The sequence below is a fragment of the Verrucomicrobiota bacterium genome (assembly GCA_016871535.1).
GTDB lineage: Bacteria > Verrucomicrobiota > Verrucomicrobiia > Limisphaerales > SIBE01 > VHCZ01.
On the sequence record VHCZ01000022.1, the window covers coordinates 17,401 to 43,156 of the forward strand.

General features: G+C 60.6%; 20 protein-coding genes and 1 pseudogene. 14 read left to right on the forward strand and 7 right to left on the reverse strand.

The features are described 5' to 3' along the window. Window positions 1-282 precede the first annotated feature (282 nt). Window positions 283-2,016, reverse strand: a complete 1,734-nt coding sequence (locus tag FJ398_05125) for a glycosyltransferase (GenBank protein MBM3837337.1) — start codon at window positions 2,014-2,016, stop codon at window positions 283-285. 104 nt (window positions 2,017-2,120) lie between these two features. Between FJ398_05125 and FJ398_05130 the strand changes: the two genes are divergently transcribed. The 4 genes and pseudogenes from FJ398_05130 (at window position 2,121) to tkt (ending at window position 7,138) form a co-directional block, all read left to right on the forward strand. Next, window positions 2,121-3,593 (forward strand): nicotinate phosphoribosyltransferase, encoded by a 1,473-nt coding sequence (locus FJ398_05130; GenBank protein ID MBM3837338.1) that lies wholly within the window; start codon window positions 2,121-2,123, stop codon window positions 3,591-3,593. A 34-nt stretch (window positions 3,594-3,627) separates the two neighbouring features. Next, window positions 3,628-4,248, forward strand: a complete 621-nt coding sequence (pncA, locus tag FJ398_05135; GenBank protein ID MBM3837339.1) for a bifunctional nicotinamidase/pyrazinamidase — start codon at window positions 3,628-3,630, stop codon at window positions 4,246-4,248. A 186-nt stretch (window positions 4,249-4,434) separates the two neighbouring features. Continuing rightward, a pseudogene (locus FJ398_05140) lies at window positions 4,435-4,955 on the forward strand (NUDIX hydrolase). A gap of 122 nt (window positions 4,956-5,077) precedes the next feature. Further along, window positions 5,078-7,138, forward strand: a complete 2,061-nt coding sequence (gene tkt, locus FJ398_05145) for a transketolase (GenBank protein MBM3837340.1) — start codon at window positions 5,078-5,080, stop codon at window positions 7,136-7,138. A 262-nt stretch (window positions 7,139-7,400) separates the two neighbouring features. Here the strand turns inward: tkt and FJ398_05150 are convergent, their stop codons facing one another. Then, window positions 7,401-8,375, reverse strand: coding sequence for a glycosyltransferase family 9 protein (locus tag FJ398_05150; GenBank protein ID MBM3837341.1), 975 nt, complete (start codon window positions 8,373-8,375; stop codon window positions 7,401-7,403). 235 nt (window positions 8,376-8,610) lie between these two features. Here FJ398_05150 and FJ398_05155 point away from each other — a divergent pair, with 235 nt between their 5' ends. Continuing rightward, window positions 8,611-11,685 (forward strand): c-type cytochrome, encoded by a 3,075-nt coding sequence (locus FJ398_05155; protein MBM3837342.1) that lies wholly within the window; start codon window positions 8,611-8,613, stop codon window positions 11,683-11,685. Between the two features lie 149 nt (window positions 11,686-11,834). Here FJ398_05155 and FJ398_05160 read toward each other — a convergent pair whose 3' ends face one another. Genes FJ398_05160 through FJ398_05170 form a run of 3 tightly spaced genes read right to left on the reverse strand, consistent with a single transcriptional unit; the run spans window position 11,835 to window position 13,991 of the window. Continuing rightward, window positions 11,835-12,374, reverse strand: coding sequence for an STAS domain-containing protein (locus FJ398_05160; GenBank protein ID MBM3837343.1), 540 nt, complete (start codon window positions 12,372-12,374; stop codon window positions 11,835-11,837). A 9-nt stretch (window positions 12,375-12,383) separates the two neighbouring features. Next, window positions 12,384-13,535, reverse strand: coding sequence for a DNA polymerase III subunit delta (gene holA / locus FJ398_05165; GenBank protein MBM3837344.1), 1,152 nt, complete (start codon window positions 13,533-13,535; stop codon window positions 12,384-12,386). 3 nt (window positions 13,536-13,538) lie between these two features. Then, window positions 13,539-13,991, reverse strand: coding sequence for a bifunctional nuclease family protein (locus FJ398_05170; protein ID MBM3837345.1), 453 nt, complete (start codon window positions 13,989-13,991; stop codon window positions 13,539-13,541). A 227-nt stretch (window positions 13,992-14,218) separates the two neighbouring features. Between FJ398_05170 and FJ398_05175 the strand changes: the two genes are divergently transcribed. From FJ398_05175 to FJ398_05185, 3 genes are all read left to right on the forward strand, one after another. Continuing rightward, window positions 14,219-14,713: an adenylyltransferase/cytidyltransferase family protein gene (locus FJ398_05175; protein ID MBM3837346.1), complete on the forward strand. Its 495-nt coding sequence runs from the start codon at window positions 14,219-14,221 to the stop codon at window positions 14,711-14,713. Between the two features lie 91 nt (window positions 14,714-14,804). Further along, the gene (locus FJ398_05180) at window positions 14,805-16,538 is read left to right on the forward strand and encodes a beta-lactamase family protein (GenBank protein MBM3837347.1); all 1,734 of its coding nucleotides are present in this window, start codon (window positions 14,805-14,807) and stop codon (window positions 16,536-16,538) included. Window positions 16,539-16,545: 7 nt separating this feature from the next. Further along, window positions 16,546-17,778 (forward strand): DUF819 family protein, encoded by a 1,233-nt coding sequence (locus FJ398_05185; protein MBM3837348.1) that lies wholly within the window; start codon window positions 16,546-16,548, stop codon window positions 17,776-17,778. A 299-nt stretch (window positions 17,779-18,077) separates the two neighbouring features. Here the strand turns inward: FJ398_05185 and glk are convergent, their stop codons facing one another. Next, window positions 18,078-19,070, reverse strand: a complete 993-nt coding sequence (gene glk / locus FJ398_05190; protein MBM3837349.1) for a glucokinase — start codon at window positions 19,068-19,070, stop codon at window positions 18,078-18,080. 113 nt (window positions 19,071-19,183) lie between these two features. On the opposite strand from glk, the gene FJ398_05195 reads away from it, so the two are divergent. Further along, window positions 19,184-20,575, forward strand: a complete 1,392-nt coding sequence (locus tag FJ398_05195) for a Gfo/Idh/MocA family oxidoreductase (protein MBM3837350.1) — start codon at window positions 19,184-19,186, stop codon at window positions 20,573-20,575. 4 nt (window positions 20,576-20,579) lie between these two features. Here FJ398_05195 and FJ398_05200 read toward each other — a convergent pair whose 3' ends face one another. Beyond that, a complete protein-coding gene (locus tag FJ398_05200) occupies window positions 20,580-20,759 on the reverse strand; it encodes a hypothetical protein (GenBank protein ID MBM3837351.1) in 180 nt (59 codons plus the stop codon). Between the two features lie 24 nt (window positions 20,760-20,783). Between FJ398_05200 and FJ398_05205 the strand changes: the two genes are divergently transcribed. From FJ398_05205 to FJ398_05225, 5 genes are all read left to right on the forward strand, one after another. Beyond that, window positions 20,784-21,623, forward strand: coding sequence for a hypothetical protein (locus FJ398_05205; GenBank protein MBM3837352.1), 840 nt, complete (start codon window positions 20,784-20,786; stop codon window positions 21,621-21,623). 38 nt (window positions 21,624-21,661) lie between these two features. Next, window positions 21,662-22,561 (forward strand): homocysteine S-methyltransferase family protein, encoded by a 900-nt coding sequence (locus FJ398_05210; protein MBM3837353.1) that lies wholly within the window; start codon window positions 21,662-21,664, stop codon window positions 22,559-22,561. Between the two features lie 195 nt (window positions 22,562-22,756). Next, the gene (locus FJ398_05215; protein MBM3837354.1) at window positions 22,757-24,121 is read left to right on the forward strand and encodes a Gfo/Idh/MocA family oxidoreductase; all 1,365 of its coding nucleotides are present in this window, start codon (window positions 22,757-22,759) and stop codon (window positions 24,119-24,121) included. 268 nt (window positions 24,122-24,389) lie between these two features. After that, the gene (locus FJ398_05220; protein ID MBM3837355.1) at window positions 24,390-25,385 is read left to right on the forward strand and encodes a DUF1080 domain-containing protein; all 996 of its coding nucleotides are present in this window, start codon (window positions 24,390-24,392) and stop codon (window positions 25,383-25,385) included. Between the two features lie 34 nt (window positions 25,386-25,419). Beyond that, the coding region (locus FJ398_05225; GenBank protein ID MBM3837356.1) for an acetylesterase at window positions 25,420-25,756 on the forward strand (337 nt) is incomplete at its 3' end.

The window sequence follows — 25,756 nt, forward strand, 5'->3', positions numbered from 1 at the left end:
GGGACGAACGGAAGGCCGTGGAATGCGTCCCTACGCTTCGTTGCGGCTCGGCCGCGATGGGCTTACTGATCAGACCGTGGGATAGAATACACTTTGCCAGGAGGGATTTTGGCCAGCGACGAAGCGGCTGGCCAAAAGACCCCTGGCCCTGCGGGTTGCGCCGCATTTGGGATCTGGCTTCGTTGCTCCTCAGTCGAAGATCCACCAGGGATATTCTCCTTCGTCGCGCCTCGCCGGAGCCCAAATGCGACGCAACAAAGTGTATTTTATCCCACGGTCTGATCAGTAGGAAGGAGGACGCAGCGCCTTCTCGAGCAACGCCAGTTCGTGAGAGGCGATGGCCGCGCCAAAGGAATCGCCCAGGGCATTCAGCAGTCCAACCAGTCTCCTTCGTACCGCGAGATCCCAGGGCTGACGTTCCAGGGCTTCTTGATAGGCCGCGCACGCCAGCGCTGTCTGGCCGATTTGCTCCAGCGCTCGCCCCAGCCCTGCATAGGCATATTCCAGTTCACGGCGTGCCGCGATCGCACGCGCGTACAAGTCTTTGGCCTCCTCCGCTCGACCGAGACCGAGCAAGGCGTCGCCCAGCCGCCGGGCGCATTGCCAGCGCAGCAAAACCGTCAATTCGTAGGACAGCCGCACGGGATCGGACGCGCAGGTTGAGACGAGCCTCTCCCACTCGACCCTGAAAATATTGAAATCCGTTTTGTTCTCCTGGGAGGAATCCACGAAGAAGCAACAGCCTTCCCGAAAAACCATCTGCTCCGGATTGGAAGAGAGTAAGTCGAGGGCTCTGCGGAGCGCCTCCACGCCGGTTTCGCGCAGGCCGAATTCGAGTCGAGCAAAGCCAAGATTCGCCCAGCCCAACAAATGACCGGGGCAAAGCTCGACCAGTTTCAGCCAGTGGCGCTCGGCATAGGCGTTGAAGACGCGCGTTCGCTCCGCTGAATCCGGGATTTTCGCGGCGGCGATGGCTTCGGCCACGGCCACCGCATTCCAATGCTCCGGCTCGGTCGGGTCGGCTTTGACCGCCTTGACGAGTTCGTCGTGTCCCAGATGAACTTTTGGGCCGGCGCACGCGAGCCAACGTCCGTAAAGATAGAATCGCTCCGCCTCTTTGAGATGCGGCCAACGCCGCGGGCGCCCGCGAAGTTTGCCCCAATCCAACGATTCTAGATGAGTGACCAAGCTCGCCACGTGCGCTTTGAATGTCTCCGATTGAATGCGCCTCCAGCCTGCTTCGGCGATTCGCGCGCGCAACGGTTCATTCTCGAGGTAATGATGCAGGAGTTCCTCGATGTTGTCCTCCCGATACAACACGCACTCGCGGCCCTCGATCAAAAAATCGCGGACCTCCAGGTTGCTCGCTTCCATGAAAAGCAGCGCGCCGCATGCGGGCGTTTCGTAGCCGCGCAAATTCATTTCGCGGCGCACGGAGTAATTCACCACGATCCGACTTTGCCTCAGCAGTTCCGCGTACTCGTTTCCCCAAATGCCGGTGCGGATGGCGACGCGATACCGGTCGCCCAGCTTTCCGATTCGAGCCAGAATTTGCGCGCGCGCGCGATGGATGTCGTGATTATGATTGCCTACAAAGGCTATGTCGCAGAGGTGCGTGCGATCGGGCACGCGGTAAAAAACCTCCGGATAAAGGCCGTATCCAGGCCAGTAGCTCGCGTGGGAGATCCCGATCGAGCGCAGTCGCTCCAGTCCGAGTTTGTCCGTGACGAGGTAATCACAGCGGTCGAGCGCCTCGCGGAACGCGCTGAAGTAAAGGCTCCAATCGTTCAGAATCGCGACCAGCGGCGCCGGACAATCGTGATGGATCGGCCAGGGGTTCGAGTCCGGATATCGCCACACCACTGCGTCCGGGTAGAAGCCTCCCGGCAAGCGCTGGAAGATGTCATTCCAGGTCTCCCCAATCTGATACGGCAGACCGCTTTCGCCGAACTCGACGACTTGGTGCGGCGGATCGATGGGAGCATAAATCGGCAGAGGTCCCCAAAGAAGTTTCACTGGCGCTACCGACTACCGGCGAGCCGGGGCAATGTCAACGCCGCGCTCCATTCGAATTTCGGATTTCAAATTCACCCCGGCTGATTTTAGAGTCCTCGCGATCTATGTCCGTTCGCCATCCGCCTTCCGCCCTTCTGACCGATCTGTATCAACTGACCATGGCGTATGCCTATTGGAAATCGGGCACGCACACGAAGGAAGCAGTCTTTCATCTGTTCTTCCGGAAGAATCCCTTCCAGTCCGGGTTCAGCATCAACTGCGGATTGCAGGACGTGGTCGATTACCTGAGGGCTTTCCGCTTCGACCGGAGCGACCTGGATTATCTGGCCGGTTTGTCCGGGAGCGATGGGAAGCCCTTGTTCGATGCCGGTTTTCTGCAGTACCTGAACGAGCTTCGCCTGAGCGTGGACCTGGATGGGATTCCCGAAGGCACGATCGTTTTTCCGAACGAGCCGCTCTTGCGGATTCAGGGGCCGATCATCGAAGGCCAGCTTCTGGAAACTGCGTTGCTGAACATCGTCAACTTCCAAACCTTGATCGCCACGAAAGCCGCGCGCATCTGTGTCGCCACCAAAGGCGATCCGGTGCTGGAGTTCGGACTGCGCCGCGCCCAGGGCATCGATGGCGCGCTCGCGGCGAGCCGCGCGGCTTACATCGGCGGCTGTGCGGCGACGTCGAACGTGTTGGCCGGAAGACTTTTCGGCATCCCGGTCCGGGGGACGCACGCGCACAGTTGGGTGATGTCCTTCGACGACGAGTTGGAAGCGTTTCAAGCGTATGCGCGGGCCATGCCGAACAACTGCATCTTTCTCGTGGACACCTACGACACGCTGGCCGGCGTGCGAAAGGCAATTGAGGCCGGCCAGTGGTTGCGCAGTGAAGGCCACGAAATGATCGGCATCCGGCTCGATTCGGGCGACCTGGCGTATCTGAGTATCGAAGCGAGAAGCATGCTCGATGAGGCGGGCTTCCCGAAGGCGGCGATTGTCGCGAGCAACGATCTGGACGAGCAAACCATCGTCAGCTTGCGTGATCAAGGCGCGGCCATCAACGTCTGGGGCGTCGGCACGCGGCTCGTGACTGGTTACGATCAACCGGCCATGGGCGGCGTCTATAAACTCGCCGCCATCCGTCAACCCGGCGGTTCATGGAAGTACAAAGTCAAATTGTCCGAGCAAGCCGTCAAAGTATCCAATCCAGGCATCCAGCAAGTGCGCCGATTTCAGCAAGACGGCGAATTCCTGGGCGACGTGATTTATGATGTTGAGCTGGGCCTGAGTGACGGCTCCGTGATCATCGATCCGTTGGACGCGACGCGGCGCAAGCGAATTCCGTCCAGCGCGACCGCGCACGACCTGCTCGTGCCAATCTTTAGGAAGGGGAAGGAAGTGTGCGAGCTGCCGCCGATTCAGGCAGTCCGCGAACGAGCGCAACAGCAACTCGCGGGCTTCCACTCCGGAATCAAGCGCTTCCTGAATCCGCACGAGTATCCCGTGGGCCTCGAACCGCGCTTGCTGGATTTGCGGACCAGGTTGATTCTCGAAGCCCGCGGCCATACTGACCAGACCGTGGGATAGGATGTAGTCTGTTGCTGGCGGTTCCCAGTAAATCATGAAAACGCTCATTCTCGTGGACATCCAAAACGATTTTGTTCCAGGCGGCGCCTTGCCTGTGCCGGAGGGCGCCGCCATCGTGCCGCTGGTGAATCGCCTCCAGGAGCACTTCGATCTGATCGTCGCCACTCAAGACTGGCACCCGCCTGATCACGGGAGCTTCGCCGCCAATCATCCCGGACGGAAACCCGGCGAGGTCGTTGACTTGCACGGTCTGCCTCAAATCCTGTGGCCAGTCCATTGCGTGCAGAACACGCGCGGCGCGGAGTTCGTTCCGGGATTGAATGCGGGCCGCGCAGCCAAAATATTCGTCAAGGGCACGGACCCTCGAATCGACAGTTACAGCGGTTTTTTTGACAATGGCCATCGCAAAGCCACGGGGCTGGGTGATTATTTGAAGCAACGCGGCGCCAGCGAAGCTTATGTCGCCGGCCTGGCCACAGACTACTGTGTGAAATTCACCGCGCTCGACGCTCAACAACTTGGTTTCAAGACTTCCTTGATCGAAGACGCCTGCCGTGGGGTGAATCTCAAACCAGAGGATGTCGCCCGCGCCGTTGCGGCAATGAAACAGGCGGGGGTGAGAATCGTAAACAGCCGCCACATTTTGAATCCTTGAGGACAATGTCCGTTGGGGAGCGCACGCGCCTCGCGTGCCGTGGTCGGCGCCCTCGCCGACCACACTCACGCGTCCGCTGTAAGCCTTCGCCTCTTGGCGGTCGTGCACGCCAGTTCAGACCGGCGAGGCGCCGGTCGGATCACGCGAGGCGCGTGTGCTCCGCACCATTCGAATGCACATATGGATATGCTTACTGATCGCGTCACTCTGTTCGAAGGAAAACACTTGCGCCTGGTGCGCGTGGGCCGCTGGGAATACGCGGAGCGAACCAAGGCCAACGGCGCGGTCATGATCCTGGCCGTCACGACGGACGACAAATTGATTTTGATCGAACAATTCCGATTGCCCCTGGGCAAACCGGTGATCGAGTTGCCGGCCGGCCTCGCCGGGGACATTCTCGGCCAGGAAACCGAAGCCATGGCGACGGCGGCGCAGCGCGAGTTGCGGGAGGAAACCGGCTACGAGGCTCGCGAGTTTGTCCATCTTGTGACCGGGCCGCCTTCCTCTGGCCTGTCCTCCGAGGTGGTGTCGCTGTATCGCGCGCTCGACGTGTCGCGCCCGGCGGCGGTGACGAACACGAGGACATCCAGGTCCACGAAATCCCGCTGGCCGACGTTGATGAATGGCTGGCTCGGAAAACCCGCGAAGGAGCGCTCATTGATCCGAAAGTCTATGCCGGACTCTATTTCGCCAGGAAGACACAGTAAGGGTGGGGTGGTTGCACCGTGCATCGCCATTACCCGCTTGCCACGTTTCCATTGCCGGGCATACTCCCGTGCACGTTTCGCGCGATTCGCGCTTTATTCTTACGTTGAAGGACGCCCCGATTATGAAAACTGAGATTATCGATCAACTCTGCATCAACACCATCCGGACCTTGTCCATGGACGCGGTTCAGAAAGCCAATTCCGGCCATCCGGGCACGCCCATGGCGTTGGCGCCGGTCGTGTACTGTCTCTGGCAAGATTTCCTGCGCTTCGATCCTAACGACCCGATCTGGCCGAACCGCGATCGCTTCGTCCTCTCCGTCGGCCACGCCTCCATGCTGGTCTACTCGATCCTGCACCTGTGCGAGGTCAAATCCGTGAACGCGAAGTACGAGACGCTGGGCGAACCTGCCGTCACGCTCGACGACATCAAAAACTTCCGGCAACTCGACAGCAAATGTCCGGGCCACCCCGAATATCGGTGGACTTCCGGCATTGAAACCACCACGGGACCGCTCGGCCAGGGCGTCGCCAACAGCGTAGGTCTGGCCATTGCCGCCCAGTGGCAGGCGAAATATTTCAACCGTCCGGGCTTCGAGATGTTCAACTACGACATCTATGCCCTGTGCGGCGACGGGTGCATGATGGAAGGCGTTTCCAGCGAAGCGGCTTCCCTGGCCGGGCACTTGAAGCTCTCCAACCTCTGCTGGATTTACGACAACAACAAAATCACGATCGAAGGCCACACCGAATGGGCTTTCTCGGAAGACGTGGCCACGCGCTTCCTGGGCTATGGTTGGAACGTCCTCCGCGTCGGCGATGCCAACGACCTGGAGATGCTCGCTCGCGCCCTGAAAAGCTTCAAGAACACCAAAGACCGGCCCACGCTCATCATCGTCGATAGCCACATCGCTTACGGCGCGCCCAACAAACAAGACACGCATGCGGCGCACGGCGAGCCGCTCGGCGAGGAAGAAATCCGTCTGACCAAGAAGAACTATGGCTGGCCCGAAGACGCGAAGTTTTTGGTGCCGGACGCGGTGCGGGCGCATTTCCGGAATGGGATGATCGTGCGCGGTTTCGAGCTTCGTAAGGCGTGGATGGCGCAGTTTAAGAACTATCGAGCGGAGCACCCGCAACTGGCGGATCACCTCTACAAGATGCAGCATCGCCAGCTCCCGGATGGCTGGGACAAGGATTTGCCCGTCTTTCCGCCGGATGCAAAGGGCATCGCCACTCGGGATTCCTCCGGCAAAGTGCTGAATGCCCTGGCGAAGCATGTTCCCTGGCTGCTCGGCGGCTCGGCGGATCTCGCTCCTTCCACCAAAACGCGCCTTACGTTCGACGGCGCAGGAGATTTCACTTCAGAGAATTACCAGGGCCGCAATTTTCACTTTGGCGTGCGCGAGCACTCCATGTCCTCGATCCTGAACGGCCTGGCGCTTTCCAAGGTCCGGGCTTATGGCTCCGGCTTTCTGATTTTCAGCGATTACGCGCGGCCGGCGATTCGGCTGGCGGCGTTGATGGAGATCCCGGTTCTCTTTATTTTCACGCACGACTCCATTGGTGTGGGCGAGGACGGTCCGACGCATCAGCCAATCGAGCAACTGGCTTCGCTGCGCGCGATCCCCGGTCTGATTACCTTGCGCCCGGCCGACGCGAACGAAGTGACCGAAGCCTGGCGGTTCCTCGCCAAACTGCGGCACGAACCCGTGGCGCTGATTCTGAGTCGGCAGGCGCTGCCCACAGTGGACCGCGTCAAATACGGCGCGGCTTCCGGCCTGGAGAAGGGGGCTTATGTCCTGGCGGACGCGCCGAACGGCAAACCGGACGTCTTGTTGCTCGCGAGCGGCAGCGAAGTATCGCTGTGCGTCCAGGCTCACGATCTGCTCGCCAAGGAAGGAATTCAGTCGCGCGTCGTCAGCATGCCGTCATGGGAACTGTTCGAACATCAGACCCAGGAATACCGCGACAGCGTGATCCCGCCGAGCGTCGTCGCGCGCGTCTCCGTCGAGCAAGCTTCGACTTTTGGCTGGGAGCGTTACGTCGGTCGCCGCGGGCACATGATCGGCATGAAGACTTTCGGGGCTTCGGCTCCGTTGAAGGAATTGCAGAAGAAATTCGGCTTCACCGCCGAAAACGTCGTCGCCGCAGCCAAAGCCCAGATCGCCAAAGCGAAATAGGATCAGTCGCGGAAAAGTAATATCAGGCCCAGCGATCCCGCGGCTTTGTTTCGGGGCTGTGGAATTGATCTGACCCTCGTTTCCCCTCACCCGGCCCTCTCCCTTGGAGAGAGGGAGAATCGATGCCTAGTGTTTGGCAGGCAGGAGGCTTTGGATTGTCCCAGGATGACAACAGCGCCTCCCTCTCCTTGGGGAGAGGGCCAGGTGAGGGGAACAGCGACGTCGTGCCACCATCGGGCCAGTTCTGTGCCTGGAGTTTACGCTAGACCGCCAGCCAGCGCTCAAGTTCTGCCATCACCAACTTGACCGGAAGTTCATTCAAGCGGCCGCCGTTCTGAACAATTCTCACGCGTTCCCCGCGAGGGATCCAGACTGCCGGGTTGGTGTGCGCCCATAAAACCAGAGTCGGCACACCCAGCGCGGCCGCGAGGTGCGAGATGCCGGAGTCGTGGCCGACAAAGGCGTGGCAATCGCGTAATCGGAACGCGAGATCAACCAGCGGCAGGTTCTGCGCGACCTCGAATCGTCCGCCTGGCAAGCCCGCCGACAAACGAGTCAAACGATCGCCCTCGGCCTCGCCGCCCACGAGCCAGAAGTGGACGTCAGGCAAAGCGGCCAGCCTTGAGATGAACTCCGCCCATTTTTCTTCCGGCCAATTCTTGCGTTCGCTGCCGCTGCCCGGATGCAGAGCAAGAACGCGGGGCCCGGGCCCAGCGCAAGTTTGAAGCGCGTGCCGTGGCCGGGTGGAATCCTGGACTGCGTTGAGTTGCAGATTCGGAACCGAGTGCGGATTGAAGATTCCCAGCCTTTCGAGCGGTTGCAGAAAAATCTCCGTCGCGTGCGCGTTTGAAGTTTCGCTCGGACGATGCGGACCAACGATGAATTGGGCGGACGAGCACTTCGCCACATTCACACGAAAGATCGCGTCCGGATCGAACAGGTAAGAGACGATCAAGCTGAAGCCGGCGAAGTAATCGGCCAACTCCCGATCCAACGGCGTGTGCGGGGCAAAAAAACCGGCCAGAGGCCGGGCTTCGATGGAGCGAACCTTGTCCGCCAGGCCGGTGGCGAGCGCCAGTTGGACGATATGCGGATAGCCAAGAACCTCCAGTGGAGCCAACGGAAAGTGTCGCCGCAAGGCGGCCAGGACCGGCATGGTCAGGATGAAATCGCCGATGGCTCCGCCGCGAATGATCAGGATTTTGCCGAGCGCTTCCATACGATCCGATTCGTCCACGCCGTCATGCGCGAAAAACCCGGCAAAAGCAAGGGCAAGGACTTCCCGGCACCGCTTTCAAGATGGAGCGCGGGCAACCTGCCCGCGAGAAGTTTGGTTCTCAGAAACGCGCGGGCACGGCTGCCCGCGCTCCCTGCGACTTTGAGGCATTACGCTCGTTCCGTTGTGGCGTTCGCCGCGTTGGGTTTTGCTCGCGGGCATTGCCAAGCGACGGGGCTCATATCAGAATGACGCCGTGAACCAATCATCTCCCGGGATCGCGCTTCTTTGTATCGCGTTGGCGATCCACGCCACTGAATCAGCTTACCCTCAGGCGCCCAACGCGGGCAGCGCCGACCGTCCACTGCCTCCGGAACAATCCCTGGCCTCCTTTCGCCTCGAACCCGGCCTTGCGGTTGAACTTGTCGCCGCCGAACCGATCGTCGTCGATCCCGTCGCGCTTTGCTTCGATGAGAAGGGCCGAATGTTCGTCGCGGAGAATCGCGGGTATCCGACCGGGCCGGGGGATGGCTACGCCCCGGCCGGCACGATCGCTTTGCTCGAAGACGCGAACGGGGACGGTCGTTTCGAGAAGCGGACGACTTTCGCTTCCGGTCTGACTTTTCCAAATGGCGTGCTGCCCTGGAAAGGCGGCCTGTTCGTCACGTGCGCGCCCGACGTGCTCTATTTGAAGGACACGGACGGCGATGGCCGCGCGGACGAGCGGCGCGTGGTGTTCAAGGGATTTGCCACCAACCAGAGCACGCAACTGCGCGTATGCTATCCGACTTTGGGACCGGACAATTGGATTTACCTCAGCACCGGGTTGAGCGGCGGGAAGGTCACGTCGCCCATTTACACGAATCACCCGCCGGTCGATGTCGAGCGCAACGATTTCCGGTTCCGGCCAGACACGGATCAATTCGAGGCCGCGGACGGCAAAGGGCAGTTCGGGATGACGTTCGACGACTTCGGCCACCGCTTCACGTGCATGAACCGCGTCCACATTCAGCATGTCGTGCTGCCGTCGCGCTATCTAAAACTCAATCCGAACCTGGCGTTTTCGGAGACCATGCAGAACGTGCCGGAAGCCATGATCAACGATCTGCTGAAAGGGGAGAACCGCGCCGCGCGCATTTATCCGATCAGCGCCAACATCACCACCGCCGATTCGCACGCAGGGACATTTACGGCGGCGTGCGGCGTTTTGATTTATCGCGGGACGGCGTTGCCAGAGGAATATCGAGGCCAACCCTTCGCGTGCGATCCCACCGGCAACCTGGTGCACTGGGACAAGCTCATTCCCGCGGGAGCGACGTTCGCCGCCCGGCGCGCGCGGAATGACATCGAGTTCCTCGCGTCCACGGACAATTGGTTTCGTCCGGTCTTCCTCGCGAACGGTCCGGACGGCGCGCTTTACATTTGCGACATGTACCGGAAGACCATCGAACATCCGGAGTATTTGCCGGATGAAATCCGGAAGAAGACCGACTTCGACAGCGGCAAAGGGATGGGGAGGATTTATCGTGTGGCGGGGGCGAAGCGGCCCGGCGCCGGAGGGAGAGTTGTCAGTGGTCAGTTGTCAGTGGTCGGTAAGAATCGGAACATGGATTTCGGAAAAGCCGACGTGGAAGAGCTTTGCGCGATGTTGAGTCATCCGAGCGGGTGGCAGCGCGACGCGGCGCAGCGGTTGCTCATCGAACGGCAGGACCGCAGCGCTGTGCCGATCCTCGAGTCCATTGTGGCCGGCCGCCGCACGCCGATTCTTGGCTCGCCTGCGGGCCGGTTTCACGCGCTGCGCACGATCGAAGGGCTCGGCTCGGTCCACGACCTGACTCTTGAGTGTGCCCTGAGCGATCCGTTGCCCGGCGTGCGTGAGGCCGCGCTTCAAATCGTCGAGCCCCGTCTTCGCGGGGGACCGGACGCCTCGAAGTGGTTGGAACGTGTCGCGGCCATGGCGCCGGATCCGGATCCCCGCGTGCGTTTTCAATGTGCGCTGAGTTTGGGGGAAGCCGAGCTGAGTTTGGACCGACAAATGACCAATCGGTCCCTGCGTTTCAAGGAAAAGGCGGCGCTCATTGAAGCCCTGGCTTCCCTGGCGCTTCAGGACGCACGCGATCGATGGGCGCGCGCGGCCCTGCTCACTTCGGCGCACCGGTATGGCCAGGATTTGCTGGATGCTCTGATTCGTGAACCCCTTCCAAGCGTGGGAAATCTGCCAGAGTTCTTCGCCGAATTGGGCCGAACGCTGGCAGTTGATCTTCCTGGCTTCGGCCCTGGCGGGATGCTCGAAACGACCCAAATCGGCTTTGACAGCCGGGCCGGATTTCTCGCGGGCTGCGCGGACGGTTTGCGAAATCGCGCGCCAGTGAGAGGGAGCTTTACCCCCTTGGAGCTTTGGCTCAGCGGAACGTCGGATGGAAAGTACGGAGAGCTGCTCAGGAATCTATTCGAGGAAGCCCAATCCATCCTCGCCAGGACATCCGAGCCGGCTGGCCGCCGCCTGCGCGCCATCGCCCTCCTGGCGCATGCCGACGCGAAGCAAGCCAGCGCTGCTCTCTTGCCGCTCCTGGAGTCGCAGCAACCGTCCGAAGTTCAAACCGCCGCCGTCCGCGCCCTGGTTCAACCGCACCATTCCGGAGCCGCCGCGGAATTGCTCGCTTCGTCGCGGTGGCGAAGTTTCACGCCGGCGGTTCGGAGCGCCGTATTGTCCGCGCTGTTGACGCGCCAGGAATTCTTGCCGGACGTGCTGGCGGCGATCGAGGCGGAGTTGCTGTCCCCTTCGGTTCTGAACAACGCCCAGCGCAATCGGTTTCTGAATCACAAAGATCCGGCCTTCCGAAAGCGCGCGGAGGCGGTCTTCAAATCCGCGCAGAGCGGGGATCGCATGAAGGCCTTTGAAGAAAACAAATCCGTTTTGAGCCTGAGGGCCAACGCGCGAAACGGAAGCGCTGTTTTCAAGCAACATTGCGCGTCGTGCCATCGCCTGGACCGCGAGGGAATTCCCGTCGGGCCCGATCTCTTCGGCATCCGCAATCAGCCCAAGGAAGCGATCCTGCTCCACGTGCTCGTGCCCGATTACGAGATCGTGCCCGGGTTCGCCGGTTACGTGGTGGAGACGAAAGATGGCCGCATCCTCTCCGGATTGATTCTCTCCGAAACGCCGACGAGCATCACATTGCGTCAAGCGCAGGGCATCGAGGAAAACATCCTGCGCGGGCAAATCGCCGGCCTCGCCGCGAGCAATTCATCACTGATGCCGGCTGGTTTGGAGAAGGCGATGTCGCGCCAGGATCTGGCCGATTTGATCGCCTATCTGAAAGGCGAGTGAGGCTAGTGCGCGTTTGAAAATGCCTTTTGGGTGGGAACAAGCCACTGGCCTGTTGCGGCAGGCTACCCGCCTGCCGGAATGTTCGGCGGCAAGTTGCCGCCGAACACGGGCTGGTAGCCCGTTCCACCCATTTTCAAAACAGGCTGTTATTAGCCCGAACCCCCAGCTTCCTCTTTGAGCTTCTTGAGATCCTCCGCCAGGAATTGGGCGACGTCCTTGAACTTGGGGACATTTTCCGGGTTCACGGCCATAAGCAGTTGATGCGCTTCCAGGCACGTCCGGGTGATTTCTTCCTTGCTGGCCGGAACATGCGTCGGCGCTGACGGTTCGAGTGCTGCTTCCGCGGGATTGGCGCCGCGCAGCATCGCGAAGAGGTGGGCGACGCCGAGATTCTCCAGCAATTCGGCGACGCGCTGATTGGGGTTGAGCAGTTGCAGGCACGTCGCGCTGCCTTCGGGCGGCGTGCCCGCGGAGTGGAGAACCGCGCCCACCAGCACGCCGAGAAACGTGCTGTCCATCGTCGCGCACTCGCCCAGGTCGAGGACGAAATTCCTGAAACCATTCCCCTGCAGCTTGGCCAGCAGAATCTTGAAATGGACGCTCAACGCGACATTGGCGCGCCCGATCACCTTCACGAACCCCACTTCGTTGGCCACGGCGACCAGCAGGTTGGAGGGTGATGGATTCATGGTTTGCCGTCAAGAGGGAGCCGCCGTGGGCGTTGCGGGGCGCTTGACGATCTGAACCAGCGCTTCCTGCAACACCAACGCTTCGTCCAGGCCGCTCAGCACGAGCCGTTGGTTGCAGCGCAGCAGCAGTTCCATGGCGCGGACCAATTCTGCCGCGGTGTAATTGCGGGCGTGATCCAGCGCCTTGAACAACACATAAGGGTTCATGGCCAGAGGATTGAACTTTTTCTCCTCGGGCAGCGTGGCTGCCGGCACTCGCTCCAATTGCGCCTTGAAACGCGTATAGTCCGATTCGGCCTTGAGCCACCCTTCCCGCAGCATTTCTTTGAGGAAAAGCATGACGCGAACTTTGGAGATCAAGCCGTAAAGCAAACCGATTTCCGATTTCTGGCTGTCCGTTCTCATACTCCAGAGTTCCTCGTCCAACACCCGGAGCACGCGCGCTAAATCACGGGCGCCCAGCGCGTCTCCCAGCGCAAACGCGCGGCTCTGTTTGTTCCGGGACACGATGGCTTCGACATCTTCCACGCTGACAACGGGACGGTCGCTGGCATAAAGCGCGGCTTTTTCCGTTTCGCTATTCAACTGGCGCGCGTTGGGTCCCACCAGCACCACCAGGCGCGAAACGGCTTCGGGGGAAATCTGCTTCTTCAAAGTTCGCATCTGCCGGCGCACCAGATTTTCGGCTTCCGTGGCCCAGTTTCGGTCTTCGACGGTCCAGGCGGCGAAGGCCTCGACGGTGGCGATCTTTTCGAGTGTTTTGTAGAACGTCTTGCGTTTATCGATCTTGCCCGCGGAGATCAACAGCCGGACGCCGTTCCAGGAAAAAGTTTTCAACTCCTGGGCCAGGGCGCTCAACGATTCCGTTACGGCCTGCGCGCTGGCGGCTCGCTCGTCCCCCAGGAAATTGCAGTTTTGGAACCAGACGACTTTGCCGCGGCCGAAGAAGGGGAGGGTTTGCAGCGCTTCGCGGAGTTTCGCCAGTGCGTTCAGGGCTTCGCCGCTGTTCGAGACGCTGGCGTCGATGATTTCATGGTCGAGCCCCGGACAGTTGGCGCACCACTGCTGGTAGAGGGCGCGGGCGCGCTGTTTGACGGAGAATTCATCTTCGCCCCAGACGAGGGCGACGGGCGGGTCCGGGCTAGCGGCGTCCGAAGGCATCACTCAAGCCATTTCGCCTCCGTTTTCGTTGATCCGTTCGAGGATTTCGGACATGTCTTCGACTTGCTCGAAAAGCGGGGCGGCGACGTAAATCGGCCGTTTTTGGGCCGCGGCAATAGCCAGGCAATCGCTGGGCCGGGCATCGATTTCCACGATTTTGCGGCCCAGTTCATTTTGCTGCTGGAGGATCAAGCGGGCGTAGTAAGTGGAGTTCTTCAACTCGGTGATGACGACGCGTTCGACCGTGATGTTGAAGCCTTTCAAAATGTTCGTGATGAGATCGTGCGTCAGCGGCCGCTCCTTCGGGGTGTCGCGCAAGAACATGCCAATGATCGCTCCCATGTTGTGCTCGACCTGGATCACGAAAACCTTCTGCTCGTTTCCGACGAAGATGGCGCACCCGCTGTTGGCGGGCAGAATCCCTCGGATCGCGATAGGCACAACGTCTCTGTTCATGGTCACAGCATAGGACCTGGAAGCGAAAAGACAAGTCCCTGTGTAGGGCCCGATGGTCGCATGCAAAACAACACAGGAAATTCTGCCAGCTCGAACGCGTCTCGCATGTAGTCCCGGCTTTAGCCGGTTTCACACGCGGACCGCCGACAGGCGGAACTACATACAGTTCAAAAGGAGAAATTGCTGGAGGAAATAACATTTGCCACGCGAGAGACTCCCCGCCAAAGATGCGTCTTGTGCCGTCGCGCGAGAAAATCATTCCCATTGAAAAACTACCTGCCTGGCGCGCGGCGATTCGCTCCGCGGGGAAAAAACTGGTCGTGACCAACGGTTGCTTCGACCTCCTTCACGTCGGCCATGTAACCTACCTGGAAACGGCGCGGCATCACGGCGACCTGCTCTTGGTGGGACTGAACAGCGACGCGGCAGTGCGCGCGCTCAAGGGACCGGAACGCCCCGTCAATGCGGAGCAAGACCGCGCCGCCGTGCTTGCGGCTCTGGCTGCGGTCGATGCCGTGTGCATCTTCCACGAGGTCCGCGCCACGGAATTTCTCACACTCGCGGCGCCGGACGTCTATGCCAAAGGCGGCGATTATGCTTTGGAAACATTGAATCCCGACGAACGAACCGTCGTGGAGAACGGAGGCGGCCGGATCGTAATCATTCCGCTCGTCCCGGGAAAATCGACGACGGCCCTTCTGGAAAAAGTCTCACGCGGCTAATTGGCAAGGGCGTCTGGAGAATCGTCTTAATCGCACCCCCTCAAAGGCGCGCGCCTTGCATTCACTGCGGGCCTTCGGCACTCTTTGGCGCATGCGAAATCCCACCTTCGCCTCGTCTAGGTTCCGTTCCCCAGCCTCCTCCCTGGCGCTAATTGCGGGTTGCTTCCTCCCTGAGCTGGCTTTCGCCGCCACCGCTGCCAGAACGGACTACTCTCAGGCCATTGTCTCTTTGGAATCCGCGATCGCGGATGAATTGACTCAGGACTCTATTAGCGGCGTCTCGGTAGCGCTCGTGGACGATCAGCGCATCGTGTACGCGAGAGGATTCGGGTTCGCCGACAAATCGCGCCGCATTCCCTCCAGCGCGGACACGGTGTATCGCGCCGGTTCCATCTCCAAACTGTTCACGGCGCTGGCCGCGATGCAGCTTGCGGAGCAGGGCCGGCTCAATATTGATCAGCCGGTCACGAATTACGATCCGGGGTTTCGCATCGTCGTTCCGTTCGACGACGCAAAACCAATCACGTTGCGCCAATTGATGTGCCATCGCTCCGGCTTGATCCGGGAGGTGCCGGTCGGCAGTTACTTCGACTCCTCCGAACCCGGCGCAGAGAAGACGGTTGCGAGCCTGGCGTCCTGTGTCCTGGTTTATCCGCCCGGGACCAAGACGAAATACTCGAACAGCGGTGTCACGGTCGTTGGCCACATTGTGGAAAAGGTCGCGCGCATACCTTTCGAGGCTTATCAGCAGAAGCATATTCTCGAACCGCTGGGGATGAACCACTCCGGCTGGCGGCTTGATGCGCAACTCAGATTCAAGCTGGCGACCGGTTACCTGCCCGTCGCCGACGGCAAGGGCGGCTTCGATGAAATTCGCGCGCCGCAATTCGAGTTTGGGATTCTGCCTGCCGGGAATCTCTACACGACCTGCGAGGATCTTGGACGTTTCTTGATGTGCCTTTTCGCCGAGGGACGCATCGGTGGTCGAGCTGTGATCAAACCGGAGACCCTGGCGCAGATGTTCACGCCGCAGTTGGCGAAAACCACCAACGGCTTCGGGCTGGGTTTCAGCGTCGGGAATTTCCGCCAGCACAAGACCGTGAGCCACATGGGCGCCGTCTATGGCTTCACTTCCGCCCTCACGGCGATCCCGCATCACAAAGTCGGGGTGGTGGTTTTGTGCAACGATGACATCGTCGTCGGTCCGGTGCGCAAACTTAACAACACCGCGCTGGGGCTGATGCTCGAAGCCAAGATCGGCGAAACAATGCCGGCACCCGCATCCCCTCTGAAGCTGCCGGCAGCCGAGCTGAATGCCTTCACCGGCGATTACGAATCGGAAAGTTTCTGGGCGAAAATCGAAATGTCCGGTTCAGCTCTGCAAGCGAACATCTCGAATCAGCGGATGGTGTTGACCGCGACGGAACCGCTCCGGTTCGAGGGCCATGGCCGCCTGGCGCATCAGTCCCCGTTTGTTTTTCAAAAGGACGCCGCGGGCCGCGCCGAAAGTTTCACCGCGCTCGGGCAAAGTTTTCGGCGCGTCGATTCGAAAGCGACCCAAGAGATTCCCGGCGCTTGGAGGAAGTATCTGGGCAGCTACGGACCGAGTTTCATCCCGCTGATTATCTCCGCCCGGCACGGCCACCTCTACGCCATGACCGAAAACGAATTTGATTATCGCCTCACGCCGCTCAACCCCACTGTCTTCAAGATGCCTCCGGGCCTCTACCTCGACGAGCAGCTCGTCTTTCAACTCGACGCGATGAGCCGCGTCCACAGCGCCGTCCTCGCCAACATGCCGCTCCGCCGGCGCGGAAGCCGGTAAGTAAACTTTGAACCGGACGGTGTTGGACATTCGCTTCCCCTCCCACGTCTCCATGGCGCCATTGATCGCTCCCGAAAACGCCTGGCCGCTCTGGGCGGTCATGATCGTCGGCGTGGCCATCTGCATTTATCTGGAGCAAACCCGCAAATGGGCCGCCAAAACCAGCGGACCAATCCTGGCGTTGATCGGCGGCATGCTGCTGTCGAACGGGAAGATCCTGCCCATCGCGGCGCCGTCTTATGATCTCGTCGAGGATTATCTGGTGCCGGTGGCGATTCCGTTGCTGCTCTTTCGCGCCAACCTCGTCAAGATCGTCCGCGAAACGGGGTCCATGTTCCTTTGCTTCCACGTCGCGAGCCTCGGCACGGTTCTCGGCGCATTCCTTGCGGCTTTGCTGTTTCGCGGTTCCTTTCCGCGTGTCCCCGAGGTCACAGGCGTGATGACGGGGAGCTACATCGGCGGGGGAGTGAATTTCGTCGCCATCAAAAACAGCTACAACGTCAGCGCCGATCTGACGAATCCTCTGCTGGTAGCCGACAACTTTATCATGGCGGGGATGTTCGCGGTTCTGTTCGTGATCTCCGCCAGCCGGTTCTTTCTCTCGCGCTTTGCACACCCGCACACGCACGACAGCAACAGCGATCGCGTCCAGGAACTGGCCGCGCGCTACTGGCAACGCAAGGAGATCGCCTTGCTGGACATCGCCAAAGCGCTGGCCATCGCGTTCGCGGTCGCGGCGGTGTCGATGCTTCTGACTCGCGCGATCAAGTCCCGGATCGAATCCAAGATTATCCAGTCCATCTTCGGAAATCCCTACGTGCTGGTCACGTTCTTCATCGTCGTCGTGACGACGGTCTTTCATCGGTCCATGGAACGGATTCAGGGTTCGGAAGAACTGGGCATGTATCTGCTCTACCTTTTTTTCTTCGTCATCGGGCTGCGCGCGGACCTCTGGCAAGTCGTGCTGAACGTGCCGGTCCTCTTCGGGTTTTGCACGGTCATCGCCGTGACCAACCTGCTCGTGACGCTTGCCGTAGGAAAGCTCCTTCGCTTGAATCTGGAAGAATTGCTCCTGAGCGTAAACGCCACACTTGGCGGCGCCCCCTCGGCGGCGGCGATGGCGATTTCCAAAGGCTGGTCGAATCTGGTGTTGCCCGGACTGCTCGCCGGCATCTGGGGCTATGTGATTGGCACGTTCGTCGGCATCGTGATCGCCGAGGCGCTTCTCCGGATGCTCTGACGTGCGCACCTTTCGATGGCGAGTCCGCCAGCAAAGGTTCCCATGGCCTGGTTTTGGAACGAAGGCGAACTTGTGGTGTCAAAGCGCTCTGACAGGAATGATTTTTGCCCGGGAGCAATTTGCGATCGGGCGAGCCATATTCCCCGCGAGCTTCAAAAACCGATGAATGCCTGGACGCCCCTGGAGGTTTTGAGCGTTGCGGATGAACCGAATCTCGTGCGCCGGCTCGAAGTGGAATTGCCCGTCGGAGTTGCGGGGAGTCTGTTTCTTCGGGTCCAGCACCCGTGAGGTGCAATCACTCAGTACCGGCTCATGCGGATGCCGAAAAAGGCGACACGAGCGGCGCCCAGCAAAGCGGTCTTGTCGTTGATGATCACGTGCACGGGCACGGCCTTCAACAGCGCGGTCATTCGCCCCTTGGACCAGAATGACTCCAGAAACGCCGGCTCTTTCAAGGTGGGAAGGATTTTCGGCGCAATGCCGCCGCCGATGAAGATGCCGCCGGTGGCGAGCACTTTGAGGGCGAGATTGCCAGCCTCGGCGCCGTAAATGGAAACGAAAATGTTGTGGGCCAGTTCGCAGATGGGCGCCCGGTGTTCCAAAGCGGCTTTCGTGATGACCGCGCCCGCGTCGTGCTGCTGCATTTCTTCGCGCAGCCAGGCGGGTTCCTCCGCGCGCTTGGTCTCGGCCAGAAACCGGTAGATGTTGATCAAACCCGGCCCCGAGAGCACGCGCTCGTAACTGACGTGCCCAAGCTTCTTGATGAGATAAGACAAGAGATCAACTTCGATCTCGTTGCGCGGCGCGAAATCGACGTGCCCGCCTTCCGACGCGAACGGCTGATAGTATTCGCCAACCCAGTGCAGGCCGGCTTCGCCGAGGCCGGTGCCGGCAGAAATCAGACCGGCATTTCCGTTGGCGTCGGGTTCGCCCGCGTTGAGCAAAACCAAATCTTCCTTCGCCAGCACGGAAATGCCATGGGCGTTCGCTTCGAGATCATTGATCAACTCGACGCGGTGCAAGCCGAGGACTTCGCCCAGCTTCTTCGAATCGGCGATCCACGGGAGGTTGGGCGTCTCGCAAAGGCCGTCTTTGATCGGCCCGGCGATGCCGATGCAAGCGGCGGTGATGGGGAGCGAGTTTTTGGTCAAGAATTCCTCGACGATGTCTTCAAGCCGCGGATATTGACGGCTTGGAAAGATTTGAATGCTGACCAATTTGGGGCGGTTGCGCACCAGTTCGAAGAGGCCCAGCCGCGTGTTCGTTCCTCCAATGTCGCCTGCCAGAATCATGCGCGCATCCTCCACGAAAATTGTCTTTGCGCAAGCACTTGTTGGGCAGCGCTACGGGAAGGAATGTTCGGTTGAATAAAGGCCTGCGCGTCAGCATCCTTACTTTATCAGCTATGAATACTCCTTTAACACACCCCACTTCTCGTCGTGAATTTCTGAAAACTACCGGCAAACTGGCCACCGCTTCAGCCTTGGCTGGCGTTGCGCTTCCTCATGTCCACGCCGCCGAGGACAACACCATTCAACTGGCCCTGATCGGCTGCGGCGGGCGCGGTTCGGGCGCAGCCGAAAATGCGCTCAAGACTTCCAAGCAAGGCCCGATCAAGCTGGTCGCCATGGCGGATGTGTTCGAGGCCAGGCTGAACAGCAGTTTCAACAATCTGAACAAGAAATACTCCAGCCAGATGGATGTGCCTGAGGAACGGAAATTCATCGGGCTCGATGCGTTCGAGAAAGCGATGGATTCGCTCAAACCGAATGACGTGGCGATCTTCGCTACGCCCCCGGCGTTCCGTTGGGTGCATTTCACTTACGCGGTCAAGAAAGGCCTCAACGTCTTCATGGAAAAACCGGTCACAGTCGATGGCCCCACGTCACGCCGCATGTTCAAGTTGGGCGAAGAATCCATGGCGAAGAACATGAAGGTCGGCGTCGGCCTGATGATCCGCCATTGCAAGGGCCGCCAGGAATTGTGGCAGCGGATTCAGGATGGCCAGATCGGGGACATCATTGCGATGCGCGCTTATCGCATGTCCGGTGCATCGGCTTTGGCTCGAAAGAACAATGGGCCGCTCAGCGAGTTGTATTATCAAATCCAGAGGTTCCACGCATTTCTGTGGGCCAGCGGCGGGGCGTTCAGCGATTATTACATCCACCAGATCGACGAATGTTCCTGGATGAAGAACGCCTGGCCGGTGAAGGCGCACGCGCTCGGTGGCCGGCATTATCGCGGCGAGTCCTTGGATCAGAATCTCGACAGTTATGCCGTCGAATACACGTATCCCGACGGAACAAAGTTGTTCTATGACGGGCGAAACATGAGCGGGTGCAAGGCCGAGTTCGCGAGTTACGTGCATGGGAGCAAAGGATCCGCGATTGTTTCGACGAACAGCCACACGCCCGGACGCGTCCGCATCTTCAAAGATCAGAATGCGAACGCGCGAGACTACACCAGCGAGAACGTCGCCTGGGCTTTCTCGCGGCCACCGGCGCCGGAGCCGAGTCCCTACGATCTCGAATGGGAAGACCTGGTGGATGCGATCCGGAACAACCGGCCCTACAACGAGGTCAAACGCGGCGTGGAAGCCAGCCTGGTCACCAGCATGGGCCGGATGGCAGCGCACACAGGGCAAGAGGTCACTTACGAAGAGATCCTCAACTCCGAACACGAGTTCGCGCCGGATGCGGATAAACTGACGAAGGATTCTCCCGCGCCCGTGCAATTGGGCGCAGACGGGAAGTATCCTGTTCCCAAACCGGGCATTAAGAGGAACCGAGAATACTAGAGGATTAGGATTTGGAGATTTGCACGGCCCGCGACGCAACTCCGCCGCTACGCCCGCATTCGGGAGTGACGACGTTCGGTGGCAGTGTCCAGATGCGCCCAAGGGGCAAGGCGAAGCGATTGCTTTCTTCCAGCGTGAGTGCTTCAATCTGAAAGTCCTCGGCCACTTGAGCCGGAGGCAACATGTTTCTGGGCGAGGTTTGCAGCGTATGTCACGTTTCCTCTCGGCAACCACAATCCTCGGGCCTTGCCTTCTGGCGTCCGCGCTGGCCGGCGGGGTGGCGACATCGCAAACGGCGGATCGCGAAGCGCCGGCGCACAACGTGGACGGCTCCGTTGTCCAGGACTGGCTCGTCCTGGGACCCTTTCCCTCCCAAGGCATGGAAACCGACTTCCTCGCGAGCCTCGGAGGCGAAGCGAACCTCCGGCCCAAGGAAGGCGAGTCCGTCACGACCGCCGATGGGAGGCGGCTGTCCTGGACTCGACTGCGATCGAAGAGCGCCTGGGTCAATCTGGGGCAGATCTTCGGCATTCAGAATCGGTCTGTCGCCTATGCTTATTGCCAACTGGAGAGCGACCAATCCAGGGAGACCACTTTTCGGTTTCTGAACAACTCCCCGGCTTCCATCTGGTTGGACGGAACCAAACTTACACCAACGCCAACAGACGCGCCGGCACGCTTCGGTGTTCCTCCCGTTTTGCCAATCAAACTCCGCGAAGGCCGAAACTCCTGTCTGGTCAAACTCAAGAATGAGGCGGTGGATTGGCAATTCCTCTTTCAACCTCTGCCAGGAGAGCAAGCCACGGTGGAATTCAAAGTCACTGATCCCGATGAGAAGGCCGTGGCGGACGCTCTGATCCAGTTTTACGAGCAGGGCGAGGTGATGTGGCGCGTGACCACCGACGCCTCCGGCCAGGCGGAGGCCTGTCGTTATCCATTGGCCAAGTCCCTGACGTCCTTCTCAGCTGCTGCGCTTTTGGCGCTTCCTGGCAGCGTCTCCGCCATTTCCCGCAGACGCGAAGCACGACTGGAACCTCGGCGCGAATGAGGGTGTGCGGGTAAGTGCCCCGCCGGAATGGGCAACCCATGAAGGGTGAACTTCTCTTACTGGATGGTGCGACCGGCACGGAATTGAACCGGCACGGAGTGGACACCGGCTTGCCGTTGTGGTCGGCGAATGCGCTCACCACTGACACCGGGTTGAATACGTTGCGCCAGATACATCTGGACTACCTGAACGCGGGCGCGGACATCCTCACCGCCAACACCTTTCGCACCCATCGCCGGGTGCTGGCGGGCAAAGGACACGACGCGCGCGAATTGACCCTGCGCGCGGTGGCGACCGCCCAAGAGGCGGTCGCCGAATTTGGCCAACCTGCACGAGTGGCCGGCTCGGTGGCTCCACTGGAAGATTGTTATCGCCCCGACCTGGTGCCGCCCGATGACGAATGCCGCGCCGAGCACTCCGAGCGCATCCAGCATCTCGTGGATGCGGGCGTTGACCTGCTGTTGATCGAGACGATGAATTCAATCCGGGAAGCCGTCATCGCGGCCAAACTGGCGACAGCCACCGGCCTGCCTGCCTGGGTTAGTTTTGTGTGCGGCCGCGAAGGCCGAATCCTGTCGGGCGAATCCGTGGCAATTGCCGCGGAAATGTTGATGCCGCTGGGCGTGAATGCCCTGGGCGTAAACTGCGGTCCGGCTCACACTCTGGCCAAACCACTGGCCGAGTTGCAGGCTGTCTGCGGCCCCGATTTTCCGCTCATTGCCTATGGCAACATTGGCTACGCCGACGAGAAGGACGGCTGGATCAACACGGACGCCGTAAACCCGGATGGTTACTTGCGATGTGCTCAAACCTGGCCGGCGCAGATTGTGGGCGGCTGTTGCGGCACCAGGCCGGAGCATATTCGCAAGCTAAGAGATTGTAGAAGCCTGGGCGAAGCGGTGGCAGAATTCCGACAACTCAATAGGCCTGATTTATGACGACTCGTCTCTTCACGCTCTACTGCTCCACCCACACCCTGCGTTCGCAGACGGAGAGCTTCGTCCCGCGCGTCTATGCGCCGGGCCGATACACCGTCAAAGAGGGCCAGAACAAACCGGATATGGTCGTGGCCTAGGGCCTCAAGGTGTCGTAACATTGCAACCTGACTCCAGAACGCTGTTCAGCCCCAATTTATGAAACGCAGAACCTTCCTGAAAACTGTCGCCGGTGTCGCGGCCGGCCTGGCACCCGTGCCCTTCGCCATCGCCAAGCCCGGCAAGTCCGCGAATGGCAAACTCAATATTGCCTTCATCGGCTCCGGCGGGTGGATCGCGCAGCAGCCGTACCAGCAGGGTTGCTCGCAGGAGAACCTGGTCGCCTTCTGCGACGTGGACCGTGCGCAGTGCGCGGAGAACATGAAGAACTGGCGCGCCAACCAGCCGTTCTTCGACGACTTCCGCGTGATGCTCGACAAGATGCACCGGGAGATTGACGCGGTGGTGGTTTCGACGCCGGACCACACGCACTTCGCCGCCACGCAGATGGCGATGGAGCGCGGGATTCACGTGTACACGCAGAAGCCGCTGGCGCATAACATCTGGCAGTGCCGCACGCTGGCCCGCTCGAAGGAGCGCTACAAAGTCATCACGCAGATGGGCAATCAGGGCCACGCCGACGAGGGCATCCGCAACTCGGTCGAGGCGGTGCGCGCCGGAGTGATTGGTGAAGTCTCTCAGGTGTTCTGCCGCAACAGCGGGCCGCAGATGGGCGGAGAGCACTTCGGCAATCCCGCCACGATGCCGCCGCCTTCCTCGCCGGTGCCGGACGGACTGGCGTGGGACCTCTGGCTTGGGCCGGCGGCGCAGCGGGATTTTTGTCGCGATTATCTGCCGCTGAAGTGGCGCGCGTTTTACGACTTCGGTTGCGGGATGCTCGGCGACTTCGGCTGCCACACGCTGGACACGCCGGTGTGGGCGCTCGATCTCGATCCGCCCACGGCGGTCGAGTGTTTGCGGCGCGAGAAATCGCTGGAGGGCGTGATTCCCAGCGCGAGCCATGTCCGATTTCACTTTCCCGCCAAGGGTGCGCGCGGGCCGGTGAGGCTCGATTGGTTCGACGGACCGCAGGATTGGAAGAAGGTTGGGCGCATTGATGCTTTTGGCGCGGAGGACGCCTCCCACCTCGATCGCGCCTGCTGGTTGGTCGGCACCAAGGGCCTGCTCGGCTGCGGCACGCACGCCGGGGCACCGCTCATTCTGCCCGATGACGTCCGCGAGGCGTGGAAGAAGAGTCCGCCGCCGAAGACGATTCCGCGCGTGTCGGGCGGGCCGTTTCGCGAGTGGTTGCGGGCCATCAAAGGCGAGGGGCCGGAGCCGGGATCGAATTTCAAAGTCTCGGCGAATCTCACCGAGATCATTTTGCTGGGCGTGCTGGCACAGCGATTCAACACGCGTATCGAGTGGAACGCGAAGGCCGGGCGCATCACCAACCGCCCGGAGCTGAACGCCTTCGTCAAGGAACCCGCTCGCGAAGGCTGGCGCTTCGGCGAAACGCTTTGACGCCGGGAACAAAAGACAACTCATGCCACACCTGATACCAACTGCTGATGTTGTTCGGTGGCATCGTCTGCGCTCCTTTTTCATGAACCGGACAACCGACAGAAAGGCAGGGGCGGAAAAAGGGACATTTTTTCCTGCCCTCTTCTTTCTGTCAGCCAGCATGGATTCCAGGGTGCAAAGCGCGAACAGTCTCGGGGTGAGGAAGAACGCCACATTTAATTTCACCGATGAACAACAAGAGTTGGTCTGAATCTCAAACCATTATCCCATGAAAACATCATTCGCCTACTGCCTTAGCTGCGTCTTGAGCGTCATCACCTTCGCGGCGGCGGCCGCTGAACCGCGCGTTCCCAACAAGGTGTGGACCGATCCCGCGACCGCATCGCGTGAAGACACGGACTTCACCATCCAGGGCGAGTACGCCGGTGACGGGATGGGAATGCAGGTGGTCGCGCTCGGCGCGGGCAAGTTCGACGGCTACCTGCTCGAAGGCGGCCTGCCCGGCGCCGGCTGGGAGCCGGGAAAAGCGCGGCGCGTTCTCAAGGGTGGCCGGGAGGCGGACACCGTCGCCTTGAAGGACGAGGTCGGGAAATTCACCGCCGCAATCGCGAACGGCCGGCTTGTCTTGAGCGAGACGGGCGGCACGAAGAAGGAACTGAAACGCACCGAGCGTAGCAGTCCGACATTGGGCGCGAAGCCACCACAAGACGCGGTGGTGCTCTTCGACGGATCGAATGCGGACGAATGGGAGAAGGGCAAAGTGGACAACGGCCTTTTGCAGGCGACGGACTGCACGAGCAAGCGGCGCTTCACGGATTACACGCTGCATCTCGAATTCCGCGCGCCCTACATGCCCGCCGCGCGCGGCCAGGGTCGCGGCAACAGCGGCGTGTATCACAGCGGCCGCTGGGAGACGCAGATCCTCGACTCGTTCGGCCTCGAAGGCCGCGACAATGAATGCGGCGGCATCTACTCCGTCTCCAAGCCGCGCCTGAACATGTGCCTGCCGCCGCTCGCCTGGCAGACCTACGACGTCGAGTTCATCGCGGCGAAATTCGATGAGGCCGGCAAACGCACCGCCTGGCCGCGCATCACCGTCAAACTCAACGGCGTGGTGGTCCACGAGAACCTCGAACTCCCGAAGGACTTCACCACCGCCGCCCCGTTCTCGCGTCCGCTCACGGCACCTGACGGGCCGGTGTTCCTGCAAAACCACGGGAACCCCGTCGTCTTCCGCAACATCTGGATCAAGCCGGGCCAATAATTTGCAGGACCAATTCCCAATGAAGACTCGCACCATGATCAACAAATCCCTCGCACTTGTCTGCGCCGCGTGCTTCGGCCTCGGCTTCGCTTCGTCCGCGCTCGGCGCGAGCGGCGGCAAAACGCTGACCATGCCGGATTTCACTAAAGGCGATGCCATTCCCGCGGATGCCAAGCACGACTGGAACCTCAGCCCCACCGGGGCGCGCGGCTGGATGTTTTGCGACAAGATGGTGACCTCCGATGCGCGGCAGGTGAAGATCACCACCGTGGACAAAGGCTCGCCGGCGGACGGCGTGCTGGCGGTGGGCGACGTGTTGCTCGGCGCGGGTGGAAGGGCGTTTTCATTCGACCCGCGCACGGAGTTGGGAC